The 24474-nt window shown below is 70.3% G+C and carries 25 protein-coding genes; 9 read left to right on the forward strand and 16 right to left on the reverse strand.

From position 1 onward, the window contains the following. Window positions 1–320: 320 nt before the first annotated feature. The 6 genes from cbiE to ABZ880_RS09875 form a co-directional block, all read right to left on the reverse strand. Window positions 321–1532 carry a precorrin-6y C5,15-methyltransferase (decarboxylating) subunit CbiE gene (gene cbiE, locus ABZ880_RS09850; RefSeq protein WP_361259614.1) on the reverse strand — a complete coding sequence of 404 codons (1212 nt, stop codon included), beginning with the start codon at window positions 1530–1532 and terminating at the stop codon, window positions 321–323. A 133-nt stretch (window positions 1533–1665) separates the two neighbouring features. Further along, the gene (locus ABZ880_RS09855; protein ID WP_361259616.1) at window positions 1666–2304 is read right to left on the reverse strand and encodes a GNAT family N-acetyltransferase; all 639 of its coding nucleotides are present in this window, start codon (window positions 2302–2304) and stop codon (window positions 1666–1668) included. 246 nt (window positions 2305–2550) lie between these two features. Beyond that, on the reverse strand, window positions 2551–3387 hold the full coding sequence (locus ABZ880_RS09860) for a MetQ/NlpA family ABC transporter substrate-binding protein (protein ID WP_361259618.1): 837 nt from the start codon (window positions 3385–3387) through the stop codon (window positions 2551–2553). A 76-nt stretch (window positions 3388–3463) separates the two neighbouring features. Next, window positions 3464–4201 carry a methionine ABC transporter permease gene (locus ABZ880_RS09865; protein ID WP_361259620.1) on the reverse strand — a complete coding sequence of 246 codons (738 nt, stop codon included), beginning with the start codon at window positions 4199–4201 and terminating at the stop codon, window positions 3464–3466. After that, window positions 4198–5238: an ATP-binding cassette domain-containing protein gene (locus ABZ880_RS09870; RefSeq protein WP_361259622.1), complete on the reverse strand. Its 1041-nt coding sequence runs from the start codon at window positions 5236–5238 to the stop codon at window positions 4198–4200. Before ABZ880_RS09870 ends, ABZ880_RS09865 begins: the two co-directional genes overlap by 4 nt. 321 nt (window positions 5239–5559) lie before the next feature. After that, on the reverse strand, window positions 5560–6210 hold the full coding sequence (locus ABZ880_RS09875) for an HAD-IA family hydrolase (protein WP_361259624.1): 651 nt from the start codon (window positions 6208–6210) through the stop codon (window positions 5560–5562). A gap of 69 nt (window positions 6211–6279) precedes the next feature. Here ABZ880_RS09875 and ABZ880_RS09880 point away from each other — a divergent pair, with 69 nt between their 5' ends. Both ABZ880_RS09880 and ABZ880_RS09885 read left to right on the forward strand, forming a co-directional pair. Continuing rightward, window positions 6280–6639, forward strand: coding sequence for a hypothetical protein (locus ABZ880_RS09880; protein WP_361259626.1), 360 nt, complete (start codon window positions 6280–6282; stop codon window positions 6637–6639). After that, a complete protein-coding gene (locus ABZ880_RS09885) occupies window positions 6620–7072 on the forward strand; it encodes a hypothetical protein (protein ID WP_361259628.1) in 453 nt (150 codons plus the stop codon). Before ABZ880_RS09880 ends, ABZ880_RS09885 begins: the two co-directional genes overlap by 20 nt. Here ABZ880_RS09885 and ABZ880_RS09890 read toward each other — a convergent pair. The 3 genes from ABZ880_RS09890 to ABZ880_RS09900 all read right to left on the reverse strand — a co-directional run bounded on the left by ABZ880_RS09890 (window position 7062) and on the right by ABZ880_RS09900 (window position 9350). Then, the gene (locus ABZ880_RS09890) at window positions 7062–7559 is read right to left on the reverse strand and encodes a GNAT family N-acetyltransferase (protein WP_361259630.1); all 498 of its coding nucleotides are present in this window, start codon (window positions 7557–7559) and stop codon (window positions 7062–7064) included. The genes ABZ880_RS09885 and ABZ880_RS09890 overlap by 11 nt on opposite strands. Before the next feature lie 46 nt (window positions 7560–7605). Further along, window positions 7606–8112: a sigma-70 family RNA polymerase sigma factor gene (locus tag ABZ880_RS09895; protein WP_361259631.1), complete on the reverse strand. Its 507-nt coding sequence runs from the start codon at window positions 8110–8112 to the stop codon at window positions 7606–7608. A 74-nt stretch (window positions 8113–8186) separates the two neighbouring features. Continuing rightward, window positions 8187–9350, reverse strand: coding sequence for a glycerophosphodiester phosphodiesterase (locus ABZ880_RS09900; RefSeq protein ID WP_361259632.1), 1164 nt, complete (start codon window positions 9348–9350; stop codon window positions 8187–8189). Window positions 9351–9696: 346 nt separating this feature from the next. Between ABZ880_RS09900 and ABZ880_RS09905 the strand changes: the two genes are divergently transcribed. Next, window positions 9697–10371: a lysophospholipid acyltransferase family protein gene (locus ABZ880_RS09905; RefSeq protein ID WP_361259634.1), complete on the forward strand. Its 675-nt coding sequence runs from the start codon at window positions 9697–9699 to the stop codon at window positions 10369–10371. Window positions 10372–10452: 81 nt separating this feature from the next. Here the strand turns inward: ABZ880_RS09905 and ABZ880_RS09910 are convergent, their stop codons facing one another. The 5 genes from ABZ880_RS09910 to ABZ880_RS09930 form a co-directional block, all read right to left on the reverse strand. Further along, window positions 10453–11976 (reverse strand): MFS transporter, encoded by a 1524-nt coding sequence (locus ABZ880_RS09910; protein WP_361259636.1) that lies wholly within the window; start codon window positions 11974–11976, stop codon window positions 10453–10455. Then, window positions 11973–12524 carry a helix-turn-helix domain-containing protein gene (locus ABZ880_RS09915; RefSeq protein ID WP_361259638.1) on the reverse strand — a complete coding sequence of 184 codons (552 nt, stop codon included), beginning with the start codon at window positions 12522–12524 and terminating at the stop codon, window positions 11973–11975. The genes ABZ880_RS09910 and ABZ880_RS09915 overlap by 4 nt, the downstream gene beginning before the upstream one ends. Window positions 12525–12607: 83 nt before the next feature. Continuing rightward, the gene (locus tag ABZ880_RS09920; RefSeq protein WP_361259640.1) at window positions 12608–13579 is read right to left on the reverse strand and encodes an aldo/keto reductase; all 972 of its coding nucleotides are present in this window, start codon (window positions 13577–13579) and stop codon (window positions 12608–12610) included. A gap of 84 nt (window positions 13580–13663) precedes the next feature. Then, window positions 13664–15094, reverse strand: coding sequence for an argininosuccinate lyase (gene argH / locus ABZ880_RS09925; RefSeq protein WP_361259641.1), 1431 nt, complete (start codon window positions 15092–15094; stop codon window positions 13664–13666). A gap of 78 nt (window positions 15095–15172) precedes the next feature. Beyond that, window positions 15173–16366 (reverse strand): argininosuccinate synthase, encoded by a 1194-nt coding sequence (locus ABZ880_RS09930; protein WP_361259643.1) that lies wholly within the window; start codon window positions 16364–16366, stop codon window positions 15173–15175. A gap of 194 nt (window positions 16367–16560) precedes the next feature. On the opposite strand from ABZ880_RS09930, the gene ABZ880_RS09935 reads away from it, so the two are divergent. From ABZ880_RS09935 to ABZ880_RS09945, 3 genes are all read left to right on the forward strand, one after another. Beyond that, window positions 16561–17421: a hypothetical protein gene (locus tag ABZ880_RS09935; RefSeq protein WP_361259645.1), complete on the forward strand. Its 861-nt coding sequence runs from the start codon at window positions 16561–16563 to the stop codon at window positions 17419–17421. Window positions 17422–17554: 133 nt separating this feature from the next. Then, window positions 17555–18142: a pyridoxamine 5'-phosphate oxidase family protein gene (locus ABZ880_RS09940; RefSeq protein ID WP_361259647.1), complete on the forward strand. Its 588-nt coding sequence runs from the start codon at window positions 17555–17557 to the stop codon at window positions 18140–18142. Between the two features lie 3 nt (window positions 18143–18145). Next, window positions 18146–18856 (forward strand): L,D-transpeptidase family protein, encoded by a 711-nt coding sequence (locus ABZ880_RS09945; protein ID WP_361259649.1) that lies wholly within the window; start codon window positions 18146–18148, stop codon window positions 18854–18856. Here ABZ880_RS09945 and ABZ880_RS09950 read toward each other — a convergent pair. Continuing rightward, window positions 18843–20300: a HAMP domain-containing sensor histidine kinase gene (locus tag ABZ880_RS09950; protein WP_361259651.1), complete on the reverse strand. Its 1458-nt coding sequence runs from the start codon at window positions 20298–20300 to the stop codon at window positions 18843–18845. The genes ABZ880_RS09945 and ABZ880_RS09950 overlap by 14 nt on opposite strands. Then, window positions 20297–21037, reverse strand: a complete 741-nt coding sequence (locus ABZ880_RS09955; RefSeq protein ID WP_361259653.1) for a response regulator transcription factor — start codon at window positions 21035–21037, stop codon at window positions 20297–20299. The genes ABZ880_RS09950 and ABZ880_RS09955 overlap by 4 nt, the downstream gene beginning before the upstream one ends. Before the next feature lie 150 nt (window positions 21038–21187). Here ABZ880_RS09955 and ABZ880_RS09960 point away from each other — a divergent pair, with 150 nt between their 5' ends. From ABZ880_RS09960 to ABZ880_RS09970, 3 genes are all read left to right on the forward strand, one after another. After that, entirely contained in the window at window positions 21188–22540 is a 1353-nt protein-coding gene (locus ABZ880_RS09960) for a ferredoxin reductase family protein (RefSeq protein ID WP_361259655.1), read from the forward strand. 19 nt (window positions 22541–22559) lie between these two features. Next, window positions 22560–23009, forward strand: coding sequence for an FMN-binding protein (locus ABZ880_RS09965; RefSeq protein WP_361259657.1), 450 nt, complete (start codon window positions 22560–22562; stop codon window positions 23007–23009). Between the two features lie 75 nt (window positions 23010–23084). After that, window positions 23085–24467 carry a ferredoxin reductase family protein gene (locus tag ABZ880_RS09970; RefSeq protein WP_361259659.1) on the forward strand — a complete coding sequence of 461 codons (1383 nt, stop codon included), beginning with the start codon at window positions 23085–23087 and terminating at the stop codon, window positions 24465–24467. Window positions 24468–24474: the final 7 nt, after the last annotated feature.

Genomic DNA, 24474 nt, shown 5'->3' on the forward strand with positions numbered 1-24474 from the left:
AGTGAAGAACGAGCGTGCGTGCCCAGCGGCACGAACGACCCGCCCGGAAAAGGCGACAAAGCCATTCAGTGGCATTGTCCCGGTCGTCCCACCACCGCGACAGGTTGATCCGCGACGGCCCGCTGTGGACTGCGCCACGTTGCGCGTCCTCCGGTTCTGCCGTACCACACCCACCCCAAAAGGGGCGTGTTTTCCGGACATTGACGAACGAAGTGCCGGGCCACCGGGTGCGGTGCAACGGTCGGCCAGCCTACCGCGAGCGATACGACTACAGGATCACCGGGACGGCAGAAAACAGGATCACTGGGACGGCGCCCGGGTCACGTTGCGCGCTCCGGGAGCGTGCCGCTGAGCAGGAACGCGACGCTCCGCTCCCTCTCCGTCCAGGCCCGCGTGTCGAGTTCGACGGACTGGAGCAGGGCGCACTCGACCTCGTAGCCGTGCTCGGTCAGGTCGCGGCCGATGAGTTCGGCGGCGTCGCGGGTCGCGGCGTGCGTGACGATGCGCTGCGGGCGGCGGTCGGCGACCGCGGAGACCACGGCCGCTCCCCCGCCGCCGACGCGCACGACGTCCGGCTCGGGGAGGTTCTCCAGGACGTGCGGGGCGGTGCCCTGGACGATCTGCAGCTGGACCCCGAACGCGCGCGCGTTGGACCCGGTGCGTTCGCAGGCCCGCGGGTCGCGGTCGACGGCGATGACGGCGGCGCCGGCCCGGGCGGCTTCCGTGGCGAAGGCGCCGCTGCCGCAGCCGATGTCCCACACGAGGTCGCCGACGCGCGGGCCGAGCCGGGTGAGTTGGGCCGCGCGTAGCGGTTCCAGTTCGCCTTCGCCCATGAGACCGCCGTAGGACTCGGCGGGCTGGGTCCAGCCGCGCGGTGCGGTGCTCGGGTCGCGGCCGGCGATCCAGCCGCCGCCGTCGGCCGCGGTGCTCGTGCCGCCGATGACGATGACGAGGTTCGGGTCGCGCCAGGTGTGGTCGGGGGCCTTGTCGGAGGTGACGACGGTGACCTGTTCGCGTTCGGTGCCCAGTTCCTCGCAGATGACGAAGGTGCGGTGGACGCCTTCGAGGAGCAGGCCGAGTTCGGCGGGTCCGGCGCCCGGAGAGGTGAGGACGGCGACCTTGGTGTGGGCGCGGCACACATTCACCGCGCGTCGCAGGGTGCGGCGGTGTGCGACGACCACCTGTGCGTCGTCCCAGGGCATACCGGCGCGGGCGAAGGCGGCGGCGACGGAGGAGACGGCGGGGACGACCTCGACCTCGAGGCCGAACTCCGGTGCGCGCAGGGTCCGTACGACTCCGAAGAAGCCCGGGTCGCCGTCGGCGAGCACGACCGCGGTGCCGCGGTGGCCGGCGATACGGCGGGCGGCGAGGGCGACGCTGCCGAGCCGGATGCGCTCGGCGGCGGGCGGCACCTCGGGCAGCGCCAGGTGGTGGGCGGCGCCGGCCACCAGCGTGGCGGCGCTCAGGGCGGAGCGGGCCGCGGCGGTCAGGGGCGAGCCGTCCCAGCCGATCACCGTGACGCGGTCGGCCATCGTCGTCAGTCTCCAGGGGGTCTTGCGCAGGTCGTCGTGGGCAGCCCGGGGGCGGGCTCCGTGAGGGTACCTGGTGGAGCCGGCGGGGGCGTCCGGCGGTGCCGTCGGCCGACGGGTTCCCGGGTCCCCTGGTTCAGTTCCAGTCGGTGAACGTCGTGAAACCACCGGTGTCGGCGAGCTGGTCGCCCGCGCCGTCGAGGTCCTCGGGCAGCAGGCTCCAGACGATGTAGTCGGTGCGTATGTCGGCCCAGGTCCCGTCGTCGGCGCGGACGTGCGCTATACAGGCGCCCCGCAGGACGCCCTCGCTGATGCAGCCGATCTTCTGGGCGACCTGCTGGGAGGCGGTGTTGTCGGCCGCCGTGCGCAGCTCGATGCGCTCCAACTTCTGGTCGCCGAACAGCCATTGGGCGGTGGCGAGCGCCGCCTCGGAGGCGTAGCCCTCGCCGCGGGCCCAGGGGGCGATGATGTACGACAACTCGGTGGAGCGGACCTGCCAGTTGGTCTTGGCGAGCTGGACGATGCCGACCAGGCGCTGGGTGAGGAACTCGGTGACGGCGAGGTCGAGTCCGCGGCCGGACTCCCGCTCGGCGGGCGCGTACTCGGTGATCCAGGCGCGGGCCTGGTCCTCCGAGTAGGGCTGGGGCACGTCGGTCCAGGCGCCGACCTGCTCGTCGTTCATCATCGCGGCCAGTTCCGGCACATCGTCCTCGTCGAGGGGACGCAGCACCAACCGCTCCGTGCTGATGGAGATGTTGGGGAAGGTGCTAGTCATGCGCCGCTCCGTAACCTTCGGAAAACCTTCAGGGCCTGCGAACTGCCCAGCATGCAGCATGAAAGCACTGAACTGCACCACGGGGTCCACTCCTGGTGAGCGAGTGGACCCCGTGCGTGGCGATACGCGGTATACGCACCGTCAGCCGGACGCGACCGGCAGGACCGAACCCTCGTACTTCTCCGCCATGAACTTCTTCACGTCGGAGGAGACGACGTGCGCATCGGTTCGGCCCCCCGGCTCGGCTCAGAAGGACGCGACGACCGAGCCCTGGTACTTGTCCTCGATGAACTTCTTCACCTCGGGCGAGGTGAGGAGCTTCGCGAGCTTCTTCACCCGGGGGTCCTTCTCGTTGCCCTCCTTCACCGCGAGGAAGTTGCCGTACGGGTTGTTCTTCGCCGACTCCAGGACGAGGGCCTCCTCGGCGGGCTTGATCCCGGCGGAGATGGCGTAGTTGCCGTTGACGACGGCCGCGTCCACGTCGTCCAGGGAGCGTGCGGTCTGGGCCGCCTCGACCTCCTTGAACTTGAGGTTCTTCGGGTTCTTGGCGATGTCCTGCGGGGTCGCTTCGTTGCCGGCGCCGTCCTTGAGCGTGATGAGGCCGCCCGCGGCGAGCAGCTTCAGGGCGCGCGCCTCGTTCACGGCGTCGTTCGGGACGGCGATCGTCGCACCGCTCTTGAGGGCGTCGGCCTTCTTGACCTTGTGGGAGTAGAGGCCGAGCGGCTCCAGGTGGACCGTGACGACGGGCACGATGTGGGTGCCGCGCTTCTTGTTGAAGTCGTCGAGGTACGGCTGGTTCTGGAAGTAGTTGGCGTCCACCGAGCCGTCCTCGGTCGCGGTGTTCGGGACGATGTAGTCCTGGAACTCCTTGACCTCCAGGTCGAGTCCGGCCTTCTTCGCCAGGTTCTTCTTGACGAAGTTCAGGATCTCGGCGTGCGGGGTCGGGCTCGCGGCGACGACCAGCGGTCCGCTGTAGTCGGAGGAGCTCGAGGCGGAGTCCTTGTCCGAACCGCAGGCGGTGAGCCCGAAGGTGAGGGCTCCGGCGGCGAGGACGGCGGTGGTGAGCTTTGCGGTGTTACGCACGAAAAGTGCCTTTCCTTATGGGTGCAGCGACCCCGCGGTTGGTGGTGCGGGGAGTCCGAGGGGGTGCCGTGAGTGCTCAGGCGACCTTGCCGATGTCGGCCGTGGCCGACTCCTTGGCCTTCAGCAGGCGCAGCTTCGGCGCCGGGCCGGAGCGGCCGCCGCGGCTGTGCAGGGAGCGGGCCGCGAAGTCGCCGGCGAACTGGATGACCGAGATGACGACCGCGAGGATCGCCACGGTGATCCACATGAGCTCGGTCTCGAAGCGCTGGTAGCCGTAGCGGATGGCGATGTCGCCGAGGCCGCCGGCGCCGACCGTGCCGGCCATGGCGGAGTAGCCGATGAGGGCGACGATCGTGGTGGTCGTGCTGGCGATGAGGGAGGGCAGTGACTCCGGAACCAGGACCTTGCGGACGATCGTCCAGGTGTTGCCACCCATCGACTGCACGGCCTCGACCAGTCCGCCGTCCACTTCGCGGACAGCCGTCTCGACCAGGCGCGCGAAGAAGGGGATCGCGCCGATGGCGAGCGGCACGATGGCGGCCTCGCGGCCGATGGTCGTGCCGGTGATCCAGCGGGTGAAGGTCATCAGCGCGACCATCAGGATGATGAAGGGCATCGACCGGGCGATGTTCACGATCTGCCCGATGACCTTGTTGGCGACGACGTTCTGCAGCAGTCCGCCCCGGTCCGTGAGGACCAGCAGGATGCCGAGCGGAAGTCCGCCGACGACGGCGATGAGGGTGGACCAGCCGACCATGTAGAGGGTGTCCCAACACGCCTGGGACAGCAGGGGCTGCATCTCGGACCAGGTCACTTGGCACCTTCCTTCACCAGCACGGAAGCGGGCTCCTGGCCCAACACGTCGATCTGCAGGCCCTGTTCGCGCAGGAAGCCGATCGGCACGACGTTGTCCTCGTAGCGGCCGGGCAGTTCGATGCGCATACGGCCGACCTGGAGGCCGGCGACGGTGTCGATGGCGGCGCCGAGGATCGAGATGTCGATGTTGTAGGTGCGCGAGAGCTGGGAGATGACGGGCTGGGTGGCGGCCTCGCCCTGGAAGGTGACGTCGACGACGGTGCGGTCGGCGTCGGTGGCCTCGCCGCCCACCGGGAACAGCGCGGCGGCCAGCTCGGAGCCGGGGGTCGCGAGCAGTTCGCTCACCGTCCCGGACTCGACGATGCGGCCCTGCTCCATGAGCGCGGCGGAGTCGCAGATCGACTTCACGACGTCCATCTCGTGCGTGATGAGCAGGACGGTCAGACCCAACTGCCGGTTCAGGTCGCGCAGCAGCTGGAGGATGGAGCGGGTGGTCTCCGGGTCGAGGGCGCTGGTGGCCTCGTCGGACAGCAGCACCTTGGGGTCGCCCGCGAGCGCGCGGGCGATGCCGACGCGCTGCTTCTGGCCGCCGGAGAGCTGCGCGGGGTAGGCCTTGGCCTTGTCGGCGAGTCCGACGAGGTCCAGCAGCTCCAGCGCCTTGCGCGAGCGCTCCTTGCCGGACTTGCCGAGGATCTCGAGCGGCAGCTCGACGTTGTCCTGGACGGTCCGCGAGGACAGCAGGTTGAAGTGCTGGAAGACCATGCCGATACGGCTGCGCGCCTGCCGCAGCTCCTTGCCGGCGCGGGGCCCGCGGCCGGCGAGGGCCGTGAGGTCCTGCCCGGCGACGGTGACCGTCCCGGACGTCGGGCGCTCCAGCAGGTTGACGCAGCGGATGAGCGAGGACTTGCCGGCGCCGGACTGGCCGATGACGCCGTACACCTCGCCTTCGCGGACGTGCAGGTCCACGCCGTCCAGGGCGGTGACCTCACGGCCGCGCGAGCGGTAGACCTTGGTCAGGCCTGAAGTCGTGATCACAGGGGTGTTCCGTCACTGTCGAGTACGCGGGCGTGGGTGTGCCCTGGTACGAAAGGGAAAGTCATGCGCGGGCGGCTCGGTCTCGTACGGCGTTCATGGCGTACGGACATGCCGCGGCAGCTCGCTTCGGGGCGCGAGGCTCAAGGGTGGTGCAGGGGCCCTCTAGAAGACGCGCATTCGACACAGACAACGAGCACCGGGCGTCAGGGTCGCCTCGGTCGCAAAGGTGCGGCAGCTCGTCGTGGTCATGCGATCAGTAAATCAGACGTATTGAAGTGACCAAGAACCTCGGTCCGTATGCCGGACAGCGGTGGACAGTCTTCAGCCGCGGACGGAGATCTCCACTCCTCCGTCGGTGACCAGTGCGGACAGGGCCGAGAGGTCCCTGACGACCAGGTCTGCTTCGAGCTCGTGAGCCCGGTGGGTTGTGGTCAGTGCCACGGTGGTCATGCCGGCGGCGCGACCGGCCGCGAGGCCTGCGGGCGCGTCCTCGAAGACGATGCACCGGGCCGGGTCCACGCCCAGCTGACGGGCGGCGAGGAGGTAGGGCTCGGGGTCGGGCTTGCCGCGGGTGATGTCGTCGGCGGCGATCAGGGTCTTGGGCAGGATGCCGACGGCGTCGAGCCGGGCCTCGGCGAGGCGGCGGGTGGCGGAGGTGACGACGGCCCAGCGGTCGGCGGGCAGCGCGTCGAGGAAGTCCTTGGTGCCGGGCAGCAGGTGAACGCCCCCGTTGGGCACGTCCTCCACCTCCAGCAGTTCGATCCGCGCGACCGCCTCCGGCACGACCTCGGCGGGCAGCAGGTCGGCGGCTATCTCCACGGCCGGCCGTCCGTGCAGTTCGACCCGGCCGAAGTCCTCGGCGGTGAGGCCGTACTCCTGCGCCCACCGCGTCCAGCAGCGCTGCACGGAGTCGAGGGAGGAGACGAGGGTGCCGTCGTTGTCGAACAGAAGAGCCTGTGCCTGGAACATCATGGTCCAGACCCTACGGCGTACGGCGGGGGCGACGGCGTCGGGCCCTTTGGCCCGTAATAAGGTCGCGGCATGCTCAATGCCCTGACGCTGGCGACCGGTGTCGCAGCGCTCCTGCTCGCCGCCTGGTGCGGGTGGGCCGCCTATCGCGATCAGCCGACCAAGGACTGGCACTTCATCGGCATGGGCGTGGTGTCGCTGCTGGCCGTGGTGCAGCTGGTGATCGGGATCGTGCAGCTGGCGCGGGGCGAGAAGCCGGAGCAGGGCACGACGATCTTCGTGGCGTATCTGCTGGGCGCGTTCGCGTGCATCCCGGCGGCGGGGTTCATGTCGCTGGCCGAGCGCACACGCTGGGGCTCGGTGACGGTCGCCGCCGGCGGTGTGGTGCTGGCCGTGCTCGAGGTGCGGCTCTATGACATCTGGGGAGGCTGAGGTGGCCGTGGCCGAGGAGAAGCCGGCGAAGCCCGCGAGGACGCGGCTGATCAGCGGGCCGGGCATGCTGCTCGTCTGGTTCTACGGCGTGATGGTCGTCGGTGCGGTATCGCGCTCCGCCTACCAGATCGCCACGGAGTTCGACCGGGCGCCGCTGGCCTACTCCCTGTCTGCGATCGCGGGCGTGGTGTACGGCTTCATCACGTACACGCTGGTCCGCGGCGGCGAAACGGCCCGCAAGGCGGCACAGGTCTGCTGCGCCGCCGAACTCGCGGGTGTCCTGATCGTCGGTACCTGGACCCTGGTCGAGCCCTCGGCCTTCCCGGACGCCACGGTGTGGTCGGACTACGGCATGGGGTACGTCTTCATCCCCGTTCTGCTGCCGCTGTCCGCGCTCTACTGGCTTCGCAGGAACCGCACCGTCACGCAGTAGCCACGTACGCGCCGGCCGGCTTCTCCAGGACGATCATCGGTACCCCGTCGTTGCCCTGCGCCGTACCCACGGCCTGGTAGCCGACGCGGCGGTACAGGCGGAGGTTGCCCTCGCTGCGGTGACCGGCCTCGAGGCGGAACCTCTTGGCGCCGCGCTGCTCGGCCAGGGCCGATTCGGCCGCGCGCAGGAGCCGGGCGCCGATGCCGTGGCCCTGGAGTCGGGGGTGCACGCAGAGCTTGCCGATGGCGGCCGAGCCGTCCTCGGTGACCCGGCCGCGCACCGAGCCGACCACTTCTTCGCCGAGCCGAGCCACGAAGACGCAGTCCGCGGCCACCTCCTGACGGACCGAGTCCAGGGTCTGGACGAGCGGGTCGATGCGGTAGTTGCCGTACAGCGCCGCCTCGCTCTGGAAGCACAGGTACTGGAGCTTGAAGATCTGCTCTGCATCCTGCTCGGTCGCCACCGAGATGGTCACGCTCATGCCCATGTGCGCACGCCTCCCGCTCACCTGATCGCCAAGTTGTCCCTCACTCCTATCCCCGCGGTTCGCGGGCCGCAACCTCCGGCGCGAGCAAACGACGCAGACATCCCAGGCATCTGGAACGTTCCGGGCCGAGACTTCCCTGTGAGATACCCAACTCCCCCGCGATTTCCCGGTATGTCAGGTCTTTCGGGGAGAGCAGGGCCTCCATGAGGCTGGGACAGCGGCCGGGCAGCCGGCGCACCGCGTCACGCAGGGCCCGGCGGCGGGCCGCCGCGAGAACCAGGAGTTCGGGATCGCTGTCGGTCTCCTCGACGGGCTCGATGCCGTACGGCCGTTCGAGACGGCTCGTACGGCGGGTGCGGCGCACCTCGGAGCGGACGGCTCGGCGCAGCCAGTCCTGCGGGTCGGGCGGCGGGCCGTCGGAGTCGAGGCGTTCCAGTAGGCGGAGCCAGACCGCCTGTTCCAGGTCGCCGGGTTCGGTACCGGAGGCATGTGCTTCCGCGGAGGCCTCGGCGGTGAGCAGTGGGCGCAGGGCGGCAACGAGGTCGTGCGTCATATGCGGCACGACGCGGCCGCCCGGGCACGAGGTTGCCCGGGCGGCCGACTGTCACCCCAACCGGGGCCGGTGGCTCAGCCGTTGACGAAGTCCTGGCGGGCCAGGACGCCGGTGTCGGCGTTGTCGGTGAAGACGCCGTCGATGCCGGTCGCGAAGTAGGTCCTGAAGGCGCCGAAGGGGTCGCCGTAGCCGTCCGCGTCGGTGCCCTTGCGGAAGTCCGCCGGCAGGAAGGGGTTCTCGTTGCGCATGGTGTACGGGTGCAGGATCAGACCGACCTTGTGCGCGTCGGCGACGAGGGTGGTCGTCCTGTCGAGGCTGCCGTCCGCCTTCTTCGTGATGATCAGGTCGAGGGTCGGGCCGAGGCCCTGCGCGTAACCGGCGATCTCCCTGAGGCCCTTCGGGGTGATCAGGTCGGCGACGGTGCGCGGGTCGCCCGCCTCCACGAAGTCCCAGGGGCGGGTGTTGGCCGCGGACAGCAGCACGACGAGCGGGTTGTCGACCAGCGTGTTCAGGCGCTGGATGCTGCTCGGCTCGAAGGACTGCAGGATGACCGGCGAGTTCCGCTTGTCCCTGCCGTACTTGTGCAGCAGCTTGGCGACCCGCTCCTCCAGGCCGAGGCCCAGCTTGCGGAAGTAGGTGGGGTGCTTGGTCTCGGGGTAGATCCAGACCTGCCTGCCGCGCTTGCGGGTCTGCTCGTCCTGCCACTTCAGGACTTCCTCGAAGGTGGGGATCTCCCATCGGCCGTTGTAGATCGTGTTGTGCGGGCGGTTGGCCGGGATGCGCTCGATCGCGCGCAGCGTCTTCAGTTCGGCGAGCGTGAAGTCCTCGGTGAACCAGCCGGTGGTGGAGACGCCGTCGAGGACCTTGGTGGTCTTGCGGTCGGCGAACTCGGGGTGGTCGGCGACGTTCGTCGTCCCGCCGATCTCCGGCTCGTGGCGGCAGACCAGATGGCCGTCCTTGGTGGGCACCAGGTCGCCGGCCTCGACGACGTCGGCGCCCAGGTCGAGGGCGAGGTTGTACGAGCCGAAGGTGTGCTCCGGCCGGTAGCCGCTGGCGCCGCGGTGGCCGATGATCGTCGGCTTGGGCAGGCTCTTCAGGCCGCCGCTGCCGTATCCGGCGCCCGCGGCTCTCGCCGTGCCGGACAGGCCGAGGACGGCTCCGCCCGCGCCCAGCACCGCCGCACCGAGGAGCGCGCGTCGCCCGGTGCCGCCTGTCTGCTCGTTCTCCTGCGTTCCCATGAGCGCCTCCCCTGACGTCTGCTCCTTCGGATGCGGGCCGATCGTAGGTGCGTGGACATGACGCGTGGGAGACCTCGGCCGGAACACGTGGGTGACTCGGGATGTCGTATGGGAAAGGGGTTCTGACGACCTGTGGCGGGGCGCCGCGACTCCCCCGTTCGGCGGCGCGATGTCGGTCACATCGTTCCGTCCTGGTTACCGGCAGGCAACGGCACGTCACCCCAGGTGAATCCACGTCAACAGTGCGTAAGACCTCGGTGAACCCGATGTGCAAGACCCGGGGGACCGCGAGTATCGTCCTCACCTGCACAGACTCATACCGAATCCCTTGACACCGGAGGGCCCGTTGTCCCGCTTCGCGCTCATCAAGGCAGTGCTCGGACCGATCATGCGCCTGATGTTCCGCCCACGGGTGGAAGGCGCCGAGCACATCCCGGGCGACGGTCCGGTCATCCTGGCCGGCAACCACCTGACCTTCATCGACTCGATGATCCTTCCGCTCGTGTGCGACCGGCAGGTGTTCTTCATCGGCAAGGACGAGTACGTCACCGGCAAGAGCCTCAAGGGCCGTCTGATGGCCTGGTTCTTCACCGGCGTCGGCATGATCCCGGTGGACCGGGACGGCGGTCGGGGCGGGGTCGCCGCGCTGATGACCGGGCGGCGGGTGCTGGAGGAGGGGAAGGTCTTCGGGATCTACCCCGAGGGCACGCGCTCACCCGACGGGCGGCTGTACCGGGGGCGTACCGGTATCGCGCGGCTGACTCTGATGACGGGGGCGCCGGTGGTGCCCTTCGCGATGATCGGCACGGACAAGTTGCAGCCGGGCGGGGCGGGTATGCCCCGCCCCGGGCGGGTCACTGTTCGCTTCGGTGAGGCGATGGAGTTCTCCCGTTACGACGGGATGGACCGGGATCGGTATGTGCTGCGGGCGGTTACCGACTCCGTGATGGCTGAGGTCATGCGGCTGTCGGGCCAGGAGTACGTGGACATGTATGCGACCAAGGCCAAGGAAGCCGCGTAAGGGTTCGTTTTCGGGTGCGGGCTTGTGGGGGCTGCTCGCGCCCACGCGGCGGAGCCGCAAATCGACACAGCCCCGCGCCCCTTACGGGGCGGTGTCCAACCGTTGGCCTCGCAGCATGAACCAGGCCGCAATCGCCGTCGCAAGAAGTACGGCTGCGCCTGCGCCCGCCGCGATGGCGAGGCCCTCGACGAAAGCACCTTGCGCCGACGAAAGCAGCTCCTGCCCACTCCGGGCCGGCATGCCGCTCGCCGCCTCCACCGCGCCGCCCAGTGACTCGTGCGCCCCTGACGGCGTTCCCGGCGGGGCTGCGAAGCCTCGGTAGATGCCCGTCACGATCGAGCCCAGGATGGCGATTCCGAGGGCTGCGCCCAGTTCGTATGCCGTTTCCGATACGGCGGAGGCGGCGCCCGCCTGTTCCTTCGGTACCGAGGAGAGGATGACGTCGGCCGTCACCGTGAAGGAGAAGCCGGCGCCGACTCCGACGACCAGGAGCGCGGTGCCGAGGAACGGGTAGCCCGTCGTCCGGTCGAGCAGGGTCAGGGCCGCCAGGGCCAGGCCCACCGCCGCCAGGCCGCCCGCGACCACCGCGCGGACCGAGAATCGGCGTGCCACGCGCCCGGCGACGAGGCCCGCCGCCACCGCGCCCACGGCTGCGGGCAGTTCGGCCAGGCCGGCCTCGAACGGGCGCCTGCCCTGGACGAGTTGCAGGTACTGGGAGAGGAAGAACACCAGTCCGGACAGGCCGAGGATGGTCAGCAGGTCGGCCAGGACCGCGGCACTGAAGCCGCGGTTGCGGAACAGGCGCATGTCCAACAGAGGGGTGGGCAGCGTGAGTTGACGGCGCACGAACCAGGCCAGGGCTGCGGCGCCCAGTGCGCCTGCGGCGAGCACCGGCCACTCGAAGCCGTGGGTCGCGGCCTCCTTGACCGCGTAGACGACGCCGATCACTCCGACCAGTGACAGGGCGACGCTGGTCAGGTCCCACGGGCCCGGGTTCGGGTTGCGGGACTCGGGCAGCGTGCGGATGCCGACGAGGACCAGGACCACCATCACCGGCAGGTTGATCAGGAAGACCGAGCCCCACCAGAAGTGCTCGAGGAGGAAACCACCGACGATCGGGCCGATCGCCGTGCCCGCCGAGGCCGTCGCGCCCCAGATGCCGACGGCTAGGCTGCGCTCGCGCGGGTCGTGGAAGAGGTTGCGGATCAGGGCGAGGGTGGCCGGCATGAGGGTGGCGCCCGCGACGCCGAGCAGGGCGCGGGCCAGGATCATCAACTCCGGTGTCGTCGCATAGGCGTTGAGGACCGATATCGCTCCGAACGCCGTGGCGCCGACCAGGAGGATGCGCTTGCGGCCGATGCGGTCGCCGAGGCTGCCCATGGAGACGAGCAGGCCGGCGATGACGAAGGAGTAGACGTCGCCGATCCACAGGAGCTGGTTGCCGGAGGGCTTCAGGTCCTCGCTGATGTAGGGGGTCGCGAGACCGAGGACGGTCGCGTCGACGGCCACCAGCAGCACGGCGAGCACGAGGACGGACAGCGCGAGCCAGCGGCCGGGGCGCTTCACCGCCTCGGTCGTGGTCGCCGGCTGCAGGGTGCTGGTCATGATTCCTCTCTCCGTAGTGCGCCGCCGAGCAGCAGCTCGGCGGTCATGTGGGTGAAGTCCTTGGGGGCGCCCTTGCCGCTCTGCACCATCCAGGCGCCGGAGGCCAGCAGCCCGAACAGTGCCTCGGTGAGCCAGGCGGGCGTGAGGTCGATGCGGAACTCGCCGGTGCGCTGGCCGCGTCGGAATAGGGCGGTGATGCGGTCGTCGATCCGCGCCCAGCCGGTGTTCTGTTCCTCGCCCTCGAACAGCTGGTTCTCGGTGTAGAGGAAGGCGAGCAGGCCGGCGGCGGGTTCGATCTCGCCGACGAGGCGTCGTACGGCGTCGCCGGCGGGGCCCTCGTCCAGCCGCGACGCGTCCAGCGCAGCCTCGCACTCGGCGATGCCGAGCGACTCCAGCGCCCGTACGAGCGCGTCGCGGCCCGCGAAGTGGCGGTGCAGCGTGGCCCGGCTGATTCCGGCCGCCTTGGCGACCTCGTCCATCGTCGCGGTGGATTTGCGGGTCAGCAGGGCTGCGGCGGTGCGCAGTACATGGTCACGGTCGACAGCCATGAGACAACCATAGCCCAATTGAGACGTGAGTGTCTCATCGTGGGCATGCACGTCTCATGGACGGATGGGTCGTGCCGGTTGTCTCAGTGCCAGGGCAGGCCGGCGCGCGTCCCCCAGTACGCCTGCGGGTCCTCGACGAGTGCCGCCAGGCGGGTCAGCTGGTCCTCGTCCAGGTCCACGACCGCCGCGTGCAGGTTGGACGCCAGCTGGTTGATCGTCGCGGCGCCGGAGAGGACGACGCCCGCCCAGGGTTGGCGCAGGATCAGGGCCAGGGCCACGGCATCGCAGCCGAGGGACGTCTCCGCGGCCACGGCCTTCAGGACCTCCGGGGCGTGCGGGGCCGCGAGGCGGCCGTTGGCCATGGCCTCCTTGACGATCACCGTGAGGCCGGCGTCGTGCGCCTCGGCGAGGGCGGGGGCGGCCGAGGTCTCCAGGGCGTTGTACGTCGACTGGACGGTACGGAAGAGGGGCTCACCGTCGACCGTCACGGCGAGGGCGGCACGGATCGCGTCCGCCTGCGCCGGGCCGCTGGTGGAGAAGCCGATCGTGGTGCCCTGGGCGGCGGCCTCCGCCAGCTTGGCGTGGAGTTCCTTGTCGGTGAGGGCCGGGCTGTCCGGGGTCACCGAGTGGATCTGGTAGAGGTCGAGGTGGTCGCCGAGCAGGTCGGCGGTCTCGGCGCGCTGGCGCTCGTACGTCTGGACGCTGTGGTCCTTGACCTCGTGCGTCTCGGCGTCCGCCGTCCAGCCGGCGGTGTAGGTGTAGCCCCACTTGCTTCCGATGACGATGTCGTCGGTGTCGGGGCGGGCGTTCAGCCAGTCGGCGAGGAACTCCTCGCTGCGGCCGTAGGAGCGGGCCACGTCGAAGTAGCGGACGCCCTGGGCGTAGGCGGCGTCGAGGAGTTCGTGAGTACGGCGGCGCATGGCGTCGACGCTGCGGCCTTCCGGGAGGTCCTGCTCCCGGCCGAGGTTGATGTAGCCGGGGCGGCCGACTGCGGCGAGGCCCAGTCCGATGTGGCAGGTGGGGGTTGTTGCTGTGGCCAGTCGGGCGAAGGGCATCGCGGGCTCCGTTCGGTCGGGTCCGGTACGGCTTCCGACCAACGTAACCCGTGATGACCTTCGCCTCAGAGCTCCGTCAGTGCACTACTTCTTCTTGGCCGTCGCCCACTCGTGCTGGGCCGCCACGTCCTGCTTCACCTCTGCCAGCTGGATCGCCACCGCGCTCGGGGCCGTGCCACCCCGGCCGTTGCGGGCGGCGAGGGCGCCCGGGACGTTCAGGACCGTGCGGACCTCGGGCGTCAAGTGGGCGGAGATCTTGGCGAACTGGTCGTCCGTCAGCTCGTCCAGTTCCTTGCTCTCGGCCTCGGCGACCTTCACGCACTCGCCGGCGACCTCGTGGGCGACGCGGAACGGGACGCCCTGCTTGACCAGCCACTCGGCGATGTCGGTGGCGAGGGAGAAGCCGGCCGGGGCCAGTTCCTCCATGCGCTCGCGGTGCACGGTGAGCGTCGCCATCATGCCGGTGAAGGCCGGGAGCAGGAGCTCCAGCTGGTCGATGGAGTCGAAGACCGGCTCCTTGTCCTCCTGGAGGTCGCGGTTGTACGCGAGCGGGAGGGCCTTGAGCGTGGCCATCAGGCCGGTCAGGTTGCCGATCAGACGGCCGGACTTGCCGCGCGCCAGCTCGGCGATGTCCGGGTTCTTCTTCTGCGGCATGATCGACGAGCCCGTGGAGAACGCATCGTGCAGGGTCACGAAGGAGAACTCCTTCGTGTTCCAGATGATGATCTCCTCGGCGATCCGGGAGATGTCGACCCCGATCATCGCCGTGATGAAGACGAACTCCGCCACGAAGTCGCGGGACGCCGTGCCGTCGATGGAGTTGCCGACGCTGCCGTGCTCGAAGCCGAGGTCCTTCGCCACCGCCTCCGGATCCAGGCCGAGGCTGCTGCCCGCGAGGGCGCCCGAGCCGTACGGGGAGACCGCCGTCCGCTCGTCCCACTGCCGCAGGCGCTCCGCGTCCCGGGACAGGGACTGCACGTGCGCCAGGACGTGGTGGGCGAACAGGACCGGCTGGGCGTGCTGGAGGTGGGTGCGGCCGGGCATCGCCACGTTCGGGTGGGCTTCCGCCAGGCCGATCAGGGCGTCCTGGAGGTCGGCGATCAGGCCGCCGATGGTGCGGGCGTGGTCGCGCAGGCACATGCGGAAGAGGGTGGCGACCTGGTCGTTGCGGGAGCGGCCGGCGCGCAGCTTGCCGCCGAGGTCCGGGCCGAGGCGCTCCAGCAGGCCGCGCTCCAGGGCGGTGTGGACGTCCTCGTCGGCGATCGTGCCGACGAACTCGCCCGACGCCACGTCCGCCTCGAGCTGGTCGAGGCCCGCGATCATCCGGGCCAGTTCGTCGTCCGTGAGCAGGCCCGCCTTGTTCAGCACGCGCGCGTGTGCGCGCGAGCCGGCGATGTCGTACGGCGCCAGCCGCCAGTCGAAGTGGACGGACGCGGACAGCTTCGCCAGGGCCTCGGAGGGGCCGTCGGCGAACCGGGCGCCCCAGAGCCGGACGTCACCGCTGTTGCTGCTCACTTGCGTTGCTCCTAGAGAGATACGGATGTGCCGCCGCCTCCCCGCGCGTGAGCGAGGAGGCGGTTGTCACGCTACTGCTTACGCGAGGTCCCGCTGGGCCGCGATCCTCGACGACAGGCTGTAGATGTCGATGAAACCCTTGGCCGCGGCCTGGTCGAAGGTGTCACCGGTGTCGTACGTCGCGAGGTTGAAGTCGTAGAGCGACGTGTCGGAGCGGCGGCCCGTCACGACCGCGCGGCCGCCGTGCAGGGTCATCCGAATGTCGCCGTTGACGTGCTGGTTCGCCTCGTCGATGAAGCCGTCCAGGGCGCGCTTGAGCGGGGAGAACCACTGGCCGTCGTAGACGAGTTCGCCCCAGCGCTGCTCCACCTGCCGCTTGTAGCGGGCGAGTTCACGCTCGACGGTGACGTTCTCCAGCTCCTGGTGGGCCGTGATGAGGGCGATCGCGCCCGGGGCCTCGTACACCTCGCGGGACTTGATGCCGACGAGCCGGTCCTCCACCATGTCGATCCGGCCGATGCCCTGGGCGCCGGCGCGCTCGTTGAGCTGCTGGATCGCCTGCAGGACGGTGGCGGGCCTGCCGTCGATCGCGACCGGGACGCCCCGCTCGAACGTGATGATCACCTCGTCGGCCTCGCGGGCGGCCGCCGGGTTCTGTGTGTACTCGTAGATGTCCTCGATCGGGGCGTTCCAGATGTCCTCCAGGAAGCCCGTCTCGACGGCGCGTCCGAAGACGTTCTGGTCGATGGAGTACGGGGACTTCCTGGTGGTCGCGATCGGGAGCTGCCTGGCCTCGCAGAAGGCGATCGCCTTGTCGCGGGTCATCGCGTAGTCGCGGACCGGGGCGATGCACTTCAGGCCGGGGGCGAGGGCGACGATGCCGGCCTCGAAGCGGACCTGGTCGTTGCCCTTGCCGGTGCAGCCGTGGGCGACGGTGGTGGCGCCGTGCTTCTGCGCGGCGGCGACCAGGTGCTTGACGATCGTCGGGCGGGAGAGCGCGGAGACCAGCGGATAGCGGTCCATGTAGAGGGCGTTGGCCTTGATCGCCGGGAGGCAGTACTCCTCGGCGAACTCGTCCTTGGCGTCGGCGACTTCGGCCTCGACCGCGCCGCAGGCGAGGGCGCGCTTGCGGATGACGTCCAGGTCCTCGCCGCCCTGGCCGACGTCCACCGCGACAGCGATGACCTCGGCGCCCGTCTCCTCGGCGATCCAGCCGATGGCGACGGAGGTGTCCAGACCGCCTGAGTAGGCGAGTACGACGCGCTCGGTCACGGGATTCTCCTCAGCACTGCATTCACCAATATGCATGAGTATGCAGCGCTCTGCATGATTCGTCAATCTCGGGGGCGCTTGAACACCCGCAACCGCTTTCCCGTACCTCTCGCCGAACGCAGGCGCCGCGTTTGTACACACCAGCCACACAGCAGTGACACATCAGTCACCCCAGACCCGAGTGAGGCATCCGCATGTCCAGGGCTCTTCCGAAGTACAACAAGCGTCGCGTCGTGATCATCGGCGGCGCTGCCGCGGTGGCGCTGTCCGGGGCGATCATCGCCGGTACCGCCCTCGCCGGGACCCCGTCCAAGAGCAGCGGCAACAACGCGCGGACCCTGGCCGCGTCCCCCGGCACGATCACCTGCCCGGACGTCGCCTCGAAGCTTCCCGCGATCCCGGCCTCCGCCCAGGCCGAGGTCACCCGCAACCTCACGCTCCTGCAGACCCAGATCGACGAGGCCAACAAGCGTCTGGTCGACACCGTGGGCCAGGGCGGGCCGAACTTCGTGAACAACGCCATCCTGGGCCCCCTCAAGGACAAGCGCGTCGCCACGATCAACCGCATCGCCACCGCGATCGGCCGTACGGCGGCCAAGCCGACCGGTCTGGACTCGCTGGCGCCGTGCACGCTGAACGCCGCAGGCGCCAACTCGGGCAGCACCGGCACGGGCAACACGGGCAACGCCAACTCCGGTGCCGCGAGCTCCGCCGCGCCGAGCGCGTCCGCCTCCACGGCCGCCGGCAGCGGCGCCTCCGCGGTCGGCACGATCACCTGCCCGGACGTCGCCTCGAAGCTTCCCGCGATCCCGGCCTCCGCCCAGGCCGAGGTCACCCGCAACCTCACGCTCCTGCAGACCCAGATCGACGAGGCCAACAAGCGGCTCCAGTCCACCGTCGGCCAGGGCGGCCCGAACTTCGTGCAGAACGCGATCCTCGGCCCGCTGGCGGACAAGCGGAAGTCGACCGTCGACCGTATCGCCATCGCGATCGGCCGTACCTCGACCAAGCCGACCGGCCTGGATTCCCTGGCCGCCTGCACGCTCACCAAGTGACGTGACAGGCGCTGTGGCCGCCCCGAACAAGCGCCGGCCGGGGCGGCCACGGCCGGAGTCCGGCGACCTCCACGGCAACCGGATCCCGTAATTCCTTAGACAGGCGAAAGGCTTTCGCCCATAATCATCAGGCGTGGGAAAGACTTATGAGCGCATAGACGGCAGGCTGCGTACGTTCATCGAGGCGCAGCCCCTCTTCTTCACCGCGACCGCTCCCCTGTCGGGCGACGGCACGGTCAACCTCTCCCCCAAGGGCCTCAAGGGCTCCTTCGTGGTGCTCGACGAACTCACCCTGGCCTACCTGGACTTCGCCGGATCCAACGCGGAGACGATTGCGCACCTGCGCGAGAACGGCCGGATCACACTGATGTGGTGCGCGTTCCAGGGGCCGCCGAACATCGTGCGGGTGCACGGCCGCGGGGAGGCCGTCTTCCGGGACGACCCCCGCTTCAGGGAACTGCTCGACCGCTTCCCGGACATCGATCCGGCCCTGCACGGCCTGCGCGCGATCATCGTCGTGACGGCCGAACTCGTCCGCGACTCCTGCGGTTACGCGGTTCCCTTCATGACGTACGACGAGGACCGCGATCTGCACGGCAAGCGGTTCGCGCGCGAGGACGACGCGTCGCTCAGCGAGTACTTCACGAAGAAGGAGCACATCGCCACGAGCCTGGATGGACTACCCGGGCTGCCGTTGCCGCTTCCGCCGTCTACGGTCTGAGCCATGCGATCCGCTCTCGCCGCCGGCGCGCTGGTGTGCGCGTCTGTTCTCGTGCTCGGTGCCGTGCCGGCCGCGTCGGCCGCGAGCCCGCCTCTTCCCGCGCGCATGGCCGACACGGGTGGCGGTACGCAGCTGATCACCGCCGTCGCCCCGAAGACGGACTCGACGACCGGCACCGTGACCTGGTGGGACCTGCGCCACGGCCACTGGGTGAAGGCCGGTTCCGCGTCCGCCCGGTTCGGGGCGAAGGGGCTCGTCGAGGGTGTCTCCCGCAAACAGAGCACGAACACCACACCGACCGGCCTCTACGACCTGCCGTACGCCTTCGGCATCGAGTCCGCGCCCACCGGGACCCTCTACAAGTACCGCCCCGTGCACCAGAGTTCATGGTGGTGCGAGGACAACGCCTCCCGCTTCTACAACCGTTGGACCGAGGCCCGGCCGGCGGACTGCCGCGCGTCCGAGTCGGAGCATCTGGTCTCGTACGAGACGCAGTACGCGTACGCGCTGGTCATCGGGTTCAACTACCACCAGCGGGTGCGGGGTCGGGGCGCCGGCATCTTCCTGCACGTCAACGGGCGCGGGGCCACGGCCGGTTGTGTGTCCGTGCCGAGTGATGCGATGCGGGAGATTCTGCGCTGGGTCCGTCCTTGGAGCGAGCCGCACATCGCCATCGGGACGACGGACGGGAGCACGGCGATCACTCGCTACTGAGCCGTACGGTGAACGTGGTCGACCCCGGCCTGCTCTCCAGCCCCACACTGCCCCCGTGCGCCTCCGTCACCGCCGCCACGATCGACAGGCCGAGGCCCGCTCCGCTGCCGGGGGCGTCCGTGCGGCGGCGGTGTTCGGCCCGGGTGAAGCGTTCGAAGACGCCCGGCTGGATGTCTTCGGGGACGCCCGGTCCGTCGTCGTGGACCTTGAGGACGGCGGTGGGCCCGTCGGATTCCAGGGTCACCGTGACCTTGGTGCCCACCGGTGTGTGCACGCGCGCATTGGCCAGCAGGTTGGCCAGGACCTGGTGGAGGCGGTGTTCGTCGCCCGTGACCGTGACCGGTTCCTCGGGGAGGTCCAGGGTCCAGCGGTGGTCGGGGCCCGTGGCGCGGGCGTCGGTGACGGCGTCGAGGACCAGGCGGGTGAGGTCGACGGGGAGGCGTTCGAGGGGGCGGCCGGCGTCGAGCCGGGCCAGGAGCAACAAGTCGTCGACCATCGCGCCCATGCGGGACGATTCGGCGGCGATCCGTTCCAGGGCACGGGTGACCTCCGGGGGGACCGGGCCCGGGTGCAGCAGCGCCAGTTCCGCGTGGCCGCGGACCGAGGCGACCGGGGTGCGCAGTTCGTGGCTGGCGTCGGCGGCGAAGCTGCGCAGGCGCTCCTCGCTGGCGTGCCGTTTGGTGAGGGCGTCCTCGACGTGGCCCAGCATGCGGTTGAAGGCGCCGGCGACCCTGCCGACCTCGCTGCGCGGGTCGGTCTCGGGGGCCCGGGGCGGCAGGGCCACCTCGCCACTGGCCAGCGGGAGTTCGCTGACCCGGGTGGCGGTCGCCGCGACCCGGCTCAGTGGCCGGAGCGACCAGCGCACCCAGAGGGCGCCCGCGACGCCGGCGAGGGTGAGGGCCGCACCGAAGACGATCCCGGCGACCAGTTCGAGGCGGTGGACGGTGGCCTCCACGGGCTCCAGCGGCAGGCCGGTGATCAGGACGTCGCCGTCGAGGCCCTTGGACGCGAGGACCCGGTAGTCGCACAGGGCGGAGATGTCGACGCTGTGGCCCTGTCCGTCGGCCGGGACCGCGGCGAGCCGCTTGTTGTCCCTGGCGGTCAGGGTGACGTCGACGACGCCCGTGGACCGGACGACCGCCGCGTTGGTGGCCGTACCGTCGACCAGACGGGCTCCGAAGGTGCCGGTGGCCTGGCGGCGGTCGTCGCCGTGTTCGTCGCCGTCGTGGTCGTTGGGCAGGGTGCCGCCGTGTTCCAGGCTCGCGGCGAAACGGGGACCGACCTCGGCGAGCTGTTGGTCGAGGCGGCTGGTCAGGAAGCCGTTCAGCTCGATCACGGCGGCCACGCCCACCGCGGCGCAGCTGACCGCCAGCAGTACCACCAGGCCCACGGTGAGACGGGCCCGTAGCGTTCGCGGGCGCGGCAGGCGCCGCAGCAGACTCATGGGGTCACCGGCTTGAGGACGTACCCGGCGCCCCGCACCGTGTGGATCATCGGCTCGCGGCCCGCGTCGACCTTCCTGCGCAGGTACGAGATGTACAGCTCGACCACGTGGGCGCGGCCGCCGAAGTCGTAGGACCAGACGCGGTCGAGGATCTGTGTCTTGCTGAGCACGCGGCGCGGATTGCGCATCAGGAAGCGGAGGAGTTCGAATTCGGTGGGCGACAGCTCGATCAGCTCGCCCGCCCGTGTCACCTCCCGGGCCTCCTCGTCCATCACCAGGTCGCCCACCGTCAGCCGCGGGCCCTCCTCCAGCTGGCGGGCCATGCCGGCGCGGCGCAGCAGGCCGCGGACCCGGGCGACGACCTCCTCCAGGCTGAAGGGCTTGGTGACGTAGTCGTCGCCGCCCGCGGTGATGCCCGCGATGCGGTCCTCGACCGCGTCCCGGGCGGTGAGGAAGAGGACGCAGACGTCCGGTTTCACGGTGTGCAGGGAGCGCAGCACGGCGAAGCCGTCGGTGTCCGGGAGCATCACGTCCAGGACGACCGCGTCCGGCATCAGCTCCCGGGCCTCGGCCAGCGCGGAGGCGCCGTCGCCGGCCGAGCGGACCTGCCAGCCCTCGTAGCGCAGGGCGCCGGAGAGCACCTCGGCGAGGTCCGGATCGTCGTCGACGACGAGGACACGCAGCGGGGTGCCGTCGGGGCGGGTGAGGGCGGGGCGGCCGGAGCGGGTGGTGTTCATCGCCCTACCAGGATCACCCCTGCCGGGGGCAGCGGGCGGCGCCCGAAGCTCTGAGTTTGCTCTGAGTGGGCCGGGCGGACCCCCGCTTCAGAGCGGCTTGAGAAGTTACGGCGGCACAGTTGCGTCCGTTACAGGCGAAAGGACGCACATATGACCACCGTGTACGAGCGGCGGACGGCACCGGCCGTGGTGCCGGCCGCGCGGCGCTCCCCCGCGGGCGCCGTGCTCGCGCTGCTGTGGGCCGGGGCCGCGGCCGTGGTCGCCCTGTGGTGGGCGGACACCGGGTCGGTGGTCGGCACCGCGGGCTGGCTGACCGGGGCCGGGCGGATCGCCGGGCTGCTGTGCGGGTACGCCTGCGCGGTGCTCGTCGGGCTGATGGCGCGGGTGCCGCTGCTGGAGCGACGGGTCGGGTCCGACCGGGTGGCCCGCTGGCACGCCATGGCCGGCCGGTACACGGTCTGCCTGCTCGTCGCGCACATCGGGCTGATCCTCGCCGGGTACGCCGCCCAGGACCGCGCCTCGCTGTGGCACGAGACGGTCACCGTGGTCCTGGACTACCCCGAGATGCTCAAGGCCACCGCCGGAACCGTCATCCTGCTCGCGGTCGGCATCACCTCCGCGCGCGCCGTGCGCCGCCGTACCAGCTACGAGTTCTGGTACTACGTCCACCTCCTCACATACGCCGCCGTGTTCCTCGCCTTCGGCCACCAACTGGCCCTGGGCAACGAGTTCAACGGCCACACCGCGGCCACGGCCGCCTGGTACGTGCTGTACCTCGGCGTCGCCGCCCTGGTGCTGTGGTTCCGGGTCCTTGTGCCGGTACGGCTGAACCTGCGGCACCGGCTGCGGGTGGATTCGGTGCACAAGGAGGCGCCGGGTGTGTACTCCGTCGTCGTACGGGGACGGCGGCTGGACGAACTGGGCGCGCGGGCCGGGCAGTTCTTCCGCTGGCGGTTCTTCGGCGAGGGCATGGGCTGGACTTCGACGCCGTACTCACTGTCCGCCCCACCCCGTCAGGACCTGATGCGCATCACCGTCAAGGCGCTCGGCGACCACAGCGCGGCCGTCGCCCTGCTGCGGCCGGGCACGCGGGTGTGGGCGGAGGGGCCGTACGGCTCGCTGACCCAGGACCGGCAGACCGCGCCGAAGTCCCTGCTCATCGCGGGCGGTGTCGGCATCACGCCGCTGCGGGCCCTGTTCGAGACGCTGCCCGGCGAGGTCACTTTGCTCTACCGGGCGCGTACGGCCGAAGACCTCGCCCTGGGCGGGGAGTTGGAGGCCGTCGCGCAGTGGCGGGGCGCGAAGGTGCTGTACGCGCTCAACGGTCCGGACGGGCGGCGGCCCAGTCTGACGGCCCAGTCCCTGCGCGCGACCTTCCCCGACCTCACCGGCCACGACGTATACATATGCGGCCCGCACGGCTTCGCCCGCGATCTGTACGTGCAGTTGCGCACCGCCGGTGTGCCGGACCGCCGTATCCACCACGAGTCGTTCGAACTGTGAGAGCTGTGAGGCAGTCCAAGTGCACGCGTTGAAGAAGAACCGCCCCCTGCGCCGCATCGTGCTGGCGAGCGCCGCCACCGTCTCCGGGATGGTGCTGCTGCTGTCGCTGAAGCCGCACTCGACGCCCGACGTGGCCCTGGCCGTCCCCGCGCCCTCCGGCAGTGCCAGCGCGAGCGCCGGGACCTCCACCGGTACGAAGACCGTCACCGGCGACTCGGTGCAGACCCGCTGGGGCCCGGTCCAGGTCCGCATCACCGTCAAGAACGGCAAGCTCACCGATGTGACGGCCGTCGCGTACCCGACGGACAACCCGCGCGACCAGGAGATCAACAGCTTCGCCCTGCCACGCCTGCGCAGCGAGGCGCTCCAGGCCCAGAGCGCCGGCATCGACACCGTCTCGGGCGCCACATACACAAGTGACGGTTACCGCCAGTCACTCCAGTCTGCACTGGACTCGGCACGCGGCTGAACGCACCGGCGTCGCGGCACGTATCTCTGGGCCAAGGGACCACGCCAACCCCCTTGCCCCCGCCCCGGAGGAACAGTGACCACCACGCTCGCAGGCGGCCGCGCCGCCCGCCGCCAGACGATGCGCCGCATCCGCCCGCGCCGCTCCCCGGCGACCGTCCTGCTGCTCGCGGTATTCGCGGGCGCGGTCGGCGTGCTGTGGCTGTGGTGGCACAACACGCCGTCCATCGCCGACAACAACGGAAAGATCCTCAACGCGGGCCGTATCACAGGTCTGTTGGCCGGTTATCTGATGGCACTGGTCGTGCTGCAGATGGCCCGCGTGCCCGCCCTCGAACGGCGCGTGGGCTCCGACCGGGTGGCACGCTGGCACGCGATGAGCGGCCGCTACACGCTCTGCCTGATCGTGGCGCACATCTTCCTCACCATGTGGGGCTACGCGCTGCAGGCGGGCAAGTCGCTCGGCGACATCGTCCAGCAGACGATCGACTCCATCAACCAGCTGCCCGACATGGGCAAGGCGGCCATCGGCACCGGTCTGTTCGTGCTGATCGGCCTGACCTCGATCGGGCCGGTCCGCCGCCGGATTCCGTACGACACCTGGTACCACGTGCACCTGCTGACGTACGCGGCGGTGTTCCTGACGTTCTGGCACCAGATCACCACCGGCAACGACTTCGCCGTCGAGCCGACCGCGAAGACCTTCTGGTACGCGCTGTACGGGTCGGTCACCGCGCTGGTCGTCTGGTACCGGATCCTCACCCCGATCCGGCTGAACATGCGGCACCGGATGCGTGTCGAGGCGGTCATCGAGGAGACACCGGGCATCGTGTCGGTGCTCATCGGCGGTCGGAAGCTGCACCGGATGGGTGCGGAGGCGGGGCAGTTCTTCCGGTGGCGGTTCCTCGCGCCGGGCATGCGGTTCAGCTCCCACCCGTACTCGCTGTCGGCGGCGCCCCGCCCCGACATGCTGCGGATCACCGTGAAGGCGATCGGCGACCACAGCGCCCGGCTGCGCGAGCTGACGCCCGGCACCAAGGTGTGGGCCGAGGGCCCGTACGGCGCGATGACCGCGCAGCGGCGCAGCCGCGGCAAGGTGCTGCTGGTCGCGGGCGGCGTCGGCATCACGCCGATGCGGGCGCTGTTCGAGACGCTGCCGGGAGCGTCCGGCGACATCACGCTCCTGTACCGGGCCAACACCACGCAGGACCTGGCCCTCTGGGACGAGCTCGCCGCCATCGCCGACGACCGCGGCGCCCGGCTGATGTACGCGGTCAACAGCCCGGACGGAGAGCGCCCGGACATCTCGGCGGACCGGCTGCGGCAGAAGCTGCCGGACATCGAACAGCACGACGTCTTCATGTGCGGCCCGGCCGGGTTCGCGCAGACCGTGTACGAAGCACTGCGCGGCGCGGGAGTGCCCGCCCGCCGCATCCATCACGAGTCGTTCGAGATGTGAGCGACGG

Origin of the sequence: Streptomyces sp. NPDC047043, from assembly GCF_040644055.1 — a bacterium.
Lineage (GTDB): Bacteria > Actinomycetota > Actinomycetes > Streptomycetales > Streptomycetaceae > Streptomyces.

Excerpts from the sequence above, each read along its gene's own strand:
- ABZ880_RS09935 (WP_361259645.1), top strand. The coding sequence starts at position 16,561 with ATGTCCAGGGCTCTTCCGAAGTACAACAAGCGTCGCGTCGTGATCATC.
- ABZ880_RS09885 (WP_361259628.1), top strand. The coding sequence starts at position 6,620 with ATGACATCTGGGGAGGCTGAGGTGGCCGTGGCCGAGGAGAAGCCGGCG.
- ABZ880_RS09910 (WP_361259636.1), bottom strand. The coding sequence starts at position 11,976 with ATGACCAGCACCCTGCAGCCGGCGACCACGACCGAGGCGGTGAAGCGC.
- ABZ880_RS09960 (WP_361259655.1), top strand. The coding sequence starts at position 21,188 with ATGACCACCGTGTACGAGCGGCGGACGGCACCGGCCGTGGTGCCGGCC.
- ABZ880_RS09875 (WP_361259624.1), bottom strand. The coding sequence starts at position 6,210 with ATGATGTTCCAGGCACAGGCTCTTCTGTTCGACAACGACGGCACCCTC.
- ABZ880_RS09890 (WP_361259630.1), bottom strand. The coding sequence starts at position 7,559 with ATGGGCATGAGCGTGACCATCTCGGTGGCGACCGAGCAGGATGCAGAG.
- ABZ880_RS09920 (WP_361259640.1), bottom strand. The coding sequence starts at position 13,579 with ATGCCCTTCGCCCGACTGGCCACAGCAACAACCCCCACCTGCCACATC.
- ABZ880_RS09950 (WP_361259651.1), bottom strand. The coding sequence starts at position 20,300 with ATGAGTCTGCTGCGGCGCCTGCCGCGCCCGCGAACGCTACGGGCCCGT.
- ABZ880_RS09895 (WP_361259631.1), bottom strand. The coding sequence starts at position 8,112 with ATGACGCACGACCTCGTTGCCGCCCTGCGCCCACTGCTCACCGCCGAG.
- ABZ880_RS09955 (WP_361259653.1), bottom strand. The coding sequence starts at position 21,037 with ATGAACACCACCCGCTCCGGCCGCCCCGCCCTCACCCGCCCCGACGGC.
- cbiE (WP_361259614.1), bottom strand. The coding sequence starts at position 1,532 with ATGGCCGACCGCGTCACGGTGATCGGCTGGGACGGCTCGCCCCTGACC.
- ABZ880_RS09915 (WP_361259638.1), bottom strand. The coding sequence starts at position 12,524 with ATGGCTGTCGACCGTGACCATGTACTGCGCACCGCCGCAGCCCTGCTG.
- ABZ880_RS09855 (WP_361259616.1), bottom strand. The coding sequence starts at position 2,304 with ATGACTAGCACCTTCCCCAACATCTCCATCAGCACGGAGCGGTTGGTG.
- ABZ880_RS09900 (WP_361259632.1), bottom strand. The coding sequence starts at position 9,350 with ATGGGAACGCAGGAGAACGAGCAGACAGGCGGCACCGGGCGACGCGCG.
- ABZ880_RS09945 (WP_361259649.1), top strand. The coding sequence starts at position 18,146 with ATGCGATCCGCTCTCGCCGCCGGCGCGCTGGTGTGCGCGTCTGTTCTC.
- ABZ880_RS09880 (WP_361259626.1), top strand. The coding sequence starts at position 6,280 with ATGCTCAATGCCCTGACGCTGGCGACCGGTGTCGCAGCGCTCCTGCTC.